This is a genomic window from Rhodococcus sp. T9N (assembly GCF_024436645.1).
Lineage (GTDB): Bacteria > Actinomycetota > Actinomycetes > Mycobacteriales > Mycobacteriaceae > Rhodococcus_F > Rhodococcus_F qingshengii.
In genome coordinates this window covers 1-1,504 of record NZ_JAMSKS010000060.1, presented here as the reverse complement: position 1 = coordinate 1,504, position 1,504 = coordinate 1, and the positions used below count along the sequence as shown (strand labels likewise).

Below are 1,504 nucleotides of genomic sequence, written 5' to 3'. Positions count from 1 at the left end.
GATGACTGACGCGCCTGATCCGGGGTTGACCGACCTGACACCGCTTGAGATGGCGGAAGACCTGAATAGGCAAGCGTCGGACCTCAGGGTGATAGCCGCTCACCTCGAAGCCACGGCACGCAAGATATGCCCACCGTGCGGGCACTGGCTAGACGGACACAGCTATCGCAAATGTGGACAACCGAAGGGGCATGGAGGGAACTGTGGCTGACAATCTGGCCGACCTGGCCGACCTCATCGCAGCGCACCCCCGGCTGCCGAAGAAGCCGAAGCAAACCCCGCCGATGTGGGCGAACGATCCAGCCCACACCCGCAGGACTGCGTTCGGTCCGACGAAGCGGGTGAAGTGATCGTCTTGATCCTCGTCATCCTCATCTTGGCTGCAGCTGAGGTGGGGATGACGTTTCGGTCGAGAGGCGTTGCGCGGCAATGCAATTGGTGATATGGCGTGGTAGAATCAGGGAGGAGTTGCGGACCGTCTGAGAGTGGGGATCACATGGGGATTGTCGAGTTTCTCGAGGCTCGGATCGCGGAGGATGAGGCGGTGGCAAAAATGGCCCTGCATTATCCGCGACATTTTCATGAGGGTGGCATCACTGCGGAGCAGACCCTCTATATGGCCCGCCACAACCCCGCCCGAGCTCTTCGTGAGGTAGTGGCCAAGCGGGAACTTCTCGAGCTCCACTACGACGATAATCCCGGTCCGGGCGATGTTCACTATTGCGGAACCTGTCATGACTACTACAAGCACGATGCCGAGGACTGGCCGTGCGAAACAGCCCGCGTACTCGCCTCTGCCTTCTCTGACCATCCTGACTTCAATGAGGAGTGGCGACCATGAGCGAGATCCGCGACAGGGTTGCAAACTGGCTGCGCCGCAAGGCCGACAACATCAGCCCATCAACCGCACCTCGCAGCTTTGGCGCATACGCCACCTTCAACCCCAAGAAAGGGTGGGAACTCAATCTGGCGGGCTACTGCGCTCCGACCTCGAAGATGCCAGGCGTCCCACTCTGGTACATGACGAACGAGCGTGACCGTGGATTCACTCAGGAGGGCCAGTCATGAGCCAAGCTAGATTGCCCATTTCGCTATATGACACTTCCTCTCTCGCTGATGCCCCGTATGACAAATGGGTATGGGTAACGCCCTGGACGATGCAGGTCGACACTGATGGCTTTTGTTGGATCGACCTAACCGCGACGGCACTCTCGCGTTCAGGCGGCACAGTTTCCTTGCCAGTGCTGCGCACAGCGGAGGGGTTTATTGTCGCCGTAACCAATAGCGAGAACCACCGATGGAAGCCGATCGACATACTCGGCGAGGGCGTCATGGGATCAAAGAACTACGCGCCAGTTGCCAGGATCGAGTGGGTATCACCAAAGGGGCAGTCATGAGCGAGATCTACTTCGTCTGCCGCGAAGACCGTCAGATGCTCGACAAACTCCTCGGCGAGATCCCCGACCTGATCGACGATCTGGCGATCACAATCTGCCGCCAGGAC

Annotated in this window: 3 protein-coding genes; all 3 read left to right on the top strand. The window is 59.2% G+C overall.

Annotated elements, in window-relative coordinates; genetic code table 11:
• Positions 1-203: 203 nt before the first annotated feature.
• Positions 204-350, top strand: coding sequence for a hypothetical protein (locus tag M1L53_RS33000; RefSeq protein ID WP_261949509.1), 147 nt, complete (start codon positions 204-206; stop codon positions 348-350).
• A 146-nt stretch (positions 351-496) separates the two neighbouring features.
• Positions 497-841, top strand: coding sequence for a DUF6221 family protein (locus tag M1L53_RS32995; protein ID WP_261949508.1), 345 nt, complete (start codon positions 497-499; stop codon positions 839-841).
• The gene (locus M1L53_RS32990; protein WP_261949507.1) at positions 838-1,068 is read left to right on the top strand and encodes a hypothetical protein; all 231 of its coding nucleotides are present in this window, start codon (positions 838-840) and stop codon (positions 1,066-1,068) included. Before M1L53_RS32995 ends, M1L53_RS32990 begins: the two co-directional genes overlap by 4 nt.
• The last annotated feature ends 436 nt before the right edge of the window (positions 1,069-1,504 follow it).